At 54.6% G+C, this 3,835-nt stretch carries 3 protein-coding genes; 1 reads left to right on the plus strand and 2 read right to left on the minus strand.

Annotation, left to right across the window (positions count from 1 at the left end):
* On the minus strand, window positions 1-2,053 hold a 2,053-nt coding region (locus WA354_RS22195), incomplete at its 3' end, for a serine/threonine-protein kinase (RefSeq protein ID WP_472815204.1).
* On the minus strand, window positions 2,043-2,624 hold the full coding sequence (locus WA354_RS22200) for a sigma-70 family RNA polymerase sigma factor (protein ID WP_472815205.1): 582 nt from the start codon (window positions 2,622-2,624) through the stop codon (window positions 2,043-2,045). The genes WA354_RS22200 and WA354_RS22195, both read right to left, overlap by 11 nt.
* A 278-nt stretch (window positions 2,625-2,902) precedes the next feature.
* Here WA354_RS22200 and WA354_RS22205 point away from each other — a divergent pair, with 278 nt between their 5' ends.
* On the plus strand, window positions 2,903-3,553 hold the full coding sequence (locus WA354_RS22205) for a response regulator (protein ID WP_472815206.1): 651 nt from the start codon (window positions 2,903-2,905) through the stop codon (window positions 3,551-3,553).
* Window positions 3,554-3,835 lie beyond the last annotated feature (282 nt).

The following is a 3,835-nucleotide window of genomic DNA, read 5'->3' on the forward strand; positions in this document are numbered from 1 at the left end:
TCTCCGGGGCAATGGACTGATAAGTAGCTTCAATGTAAAACCTCTCACGCTCGCTCACGCGCTGGCGCAGCTCGTAAGCTTTTCGGCTGGTGTCGGCAGCATTGGTGGTATCGCCCAAGTTGGCATAAGCGTGTGCCAGCCGACCGTAGGCCATTGCAAAATCAGGGTCCACGCTTGTTGCTTGCTCGAAAAACAGAATGGCTCCCTTAAAGTCCGCTTCAATATCCATGGCCCGAGAGCCCTGGCCATAAGCTTGCAAAGCCTCCAGCGATCCGGTAGTCACATCTTCCGCAGGAACGTCGTATTTCTGTATCGAGGCCAGCGATTCGCCCAGCTTTTCGCGCATCCTTGCTGCCATCTTGCCAAGCCCTGGGAGGACCTGCTCTTTGCCGACCATCGTCTCGTGCATTTCGGTCAATACGTCACCGCTTGCGCAGTTCAACGCCTTCAGCGACAGCTCATAAGGGCTACCGTGTCCAGAGATTGCACCCTCGATGGTCGCCTTGCTCCCCGTGCGCTGACAGATGTCGCGGGCCAACTGATGCGTGAGGCGCGCACCTTCGGGCCTGGCCAGCAGGCTAAGTGTCTTCGCAATGCGATCATCGGAAACAAGACTTAGAAAGGGCGACTGCTCAAGTTGAGATGTTAGGCCCTGTCGCAAAGTCCCGTCGAAAACTGCGTCCCCGGTGGTGTTGGTGAAGTCAGCCAATACTATCGAGTCCTTGTCGGTGAGCTTCACCGCGGGATGTGCACGCCAGTAAAGACCACCCACCACTCCCAGGGCGATCACAACTGCCGCGCCAGCCGTGAGCTTGATCCATCGGGGACTCGGCGACCTTTCGAGCGCCGGGGCTCCCGCAACCGATATATGAGCCTTGTTTCCAGGCAGCCGACGCTCAAATGTGGGCGACAACGCCGCAAACGGCTCGGCATCGGGCTCTTCGATTTCCGTCGAAACCGCAGTGCGCGCATGGGATTCCGTATCCCGCTTCAAGCGTTGCAGGTCGGCTCGCATTTCCGCTGCGCTCTGATAACGCAGGTGGCGGTCTTTCTCCAGGGCTTTGTTGATAATCCGCCCCAGATCGGGCGGGAGATCAGGATTAAGTCGGACCGCAGCAACCGGCGGGTCTTTCAGAATCGCGCTGAAAACCACCCCCGAGGTTTCTCCTTGGAACGGTACCGTCCCTGTTGCCATCTCGTAGAGCACCGCACCAAAGGAGAACAAGTCAGCTCGGCCGTCGAGCGCTTTGCCTCGCACCTGCTCCGGCGACATGTAGGCGATAGTGCCAAGCACCATGCCAGGCGTAGTCACTTGCTGTTCATCTTCGGAGGCTTGGGCCGCGGCTCGCACCTTCGCGAGTCCGAAATCCAAAATCTTGGCATGGCCGCGTTTGGTCACAAAAATGTTGGCAGGCTTTATGTCGCGGTGCACAATTCCCTGGAAATGGGCGGCGTCGAGTGCGTCGGCAATTTCAATCGCCAAACCGATTAGGATGTCAGTCTCAAGGTGTTTCCCGCCGATACGATGCTTCAGCGTCACACCATCCAAAAACTCCATGGCGATGAACGCTACACCGTGTTGCTCGCTGATGTCGTAGATCGTGCATATATTTGGATGGCTAAGGGCGGAAGCTGTTTCAGCCTCGCGCTGAAAGCGGGCCAGGGTGTCTGGGTCTCGAGCGACTTCGCCAGGCAAGAATTTAAGAGCGACGAGACGATGCAACCGAGTATCTTCGGCTTTATAAACTACACCCATCCCGCCACTGCCAAGTTTCTCAAGAACGCGAAAATGGGAAACATCCTCGCCAATCAGTATCGATTCGCCCCCTGCTTCCAGTGTCTCCCGAGCAACGAGTTTTCCCATCACTTCCAGTGCCGGGGAATCAATGAAATGCTCCGCTCTTTTCTCGTGGACAAGCAGCGATTCCACTTCACGTCGCAGTGTTTCGTCGCCTTCACATGAGTGCTCAAGAAATTCAGCCCGGCGGCTTTCGTCAAGGTTAAGGGCGCGGTAGCACAGATCTTCGATTTGGCGCCAGCGTTCAGGCTCCACGGCCACCATCCACGCTCAATTCTCTCAGTAGCCAGATCTTTGCCAATTTCCAGTCCCGCGCTACAGTGTCAACCGAAACTTTCAATACTTCTGCTGTTTCGTCTACGCTCAACCCGCCAAAGAATCTGAGTTCAACAACCTTGCTTTTCCGCTCGTCCACTAGACTCAGCGCCTTCAATGCGTCATCCAGCGCCACCAGGTCAGGATCGGAGTCTGCGCAAACAGACGGCGCTTCATCCAAGGAAATGTGAGGTGCTCCGCCTCCTCTTTTCTGGCTGCCGCGGGCGCGGGCAAAATCGATCAGAAGGCGCCGCATGAGCTGAGCGGACACAGCAAAAAAATGCGCCCTATCTTGCCAATTCACTTGTCCGCAGTCAACAAGCTGCAAGTAGACTTCGTTGACCAATGCCGTTGTCTGCAGGATGTGGCCCGGCTGTTGTCCCGCCATATAGTGCCGCGCTACTCGACGCAATTGTTCGTAGACCAGGGGGGTGAGCTTTTCCAGAGCTTGGTCGTCTCCGGATGTCCACGCCTTGAGAAGTTGTGTGACCTCATGAGAAGTCGCGGCCATTCTGACCCCCTTTCGAAGCAGCAGATTTCATGTTCCGCAGGCTGAAGCTATGCGGCCAGACGCACCCCTGGAGTAGCGAATCTCGATTCCACCGATTATTTCATTGCCGGGTTACAGTTTTGGCCTGCATTTTCCGTTTTCTTAAATAGAAGGATTTGCGCGCCGGAGATCAAGGAAATCGATGGAGATCGGTATGAAGACACCCTTCGTTTCAACCGGGGAAAAGGATCAGGCCGCCACCTGCCTTCTGAGTCTGCCGAAACCAAAGGATTGCGCCAATGATTAATCGCTACCGCCCAAGAATCATCATCGCTGACGACCATACTTTGATCGCCGAGGCCTTCAAGGGAGTGCTGGAAACGGAATTCGACGTTGTCGCAGTTGTCAACAACGGCCAGGCACTCATTGATACCGTCTGCCGATTGAATCCAGATCTTGCCCTGGTTGACGCCTATTTGCCAATGCTCAACGGTCTGGATGCGTGCGAACATATCAGGCGTATCAAGCGGACTGTCAAAGTTGTTATTGTTACCACGAACGCAGACCGTGATACTGCAGCCGATGCGTTTCGGCGTGGCGCATTTGGGGTCTTGCCAAAGACATCTACAGTGGCGGAGTTGCAAATCGCGATCCGAATAGTAATCAAGGGAGAGCGCTATGTGTCACCGCTAATTGCTAGAGACACTTTTGATCTTCAAATGGAATTCGAAGGATCGACGGGATTTCCTGGACCGCTTACGATCCGCCAAAAACAAGTGGTGCAACTCCTGGCGGAGGGAAAATCCATGAAAGAAGTGGGATTGGATTTGACAGTGACCCCGAGAACCGTGGCTTTTCACAAATACCGCGTCATGCATATGCTTCACCTCAAGAGCCATGCGGAGCTGATTCAGTACGCGATGAAGGAACACATGGTCGCTTTCGAGTAGTACATTCTTTTCGGTTCAAAAAATGCCATCCGAGTGAGCTACATCACATCATGCTGCGCAATCATCTTGGATAGTAGCGACGATTGCCCAGAAATGTGATTCAACACCGCCTGCACTCCTAGGAACTTGTTGAAATAGGTACCCGTTTGCGTCGCAGGTTGGCAGCCATTCGTCTAACAGACATGCGTGGAGACGAGCGGGATCAGGACGGTATGTTCAGCTATATATCGTTGGAGCAGCGTGTGCCTCAGGATCATCCATTGCGGGCAGTTCGCAAGTTGA

This window comes from Occallatibacter sp. (assembly GCF_049802275.1).
GTDB lineage: Bacteria > Acidobacteriota > Terriglobia > Terriglobales > Acidobacteriaceae > Telmatobacter.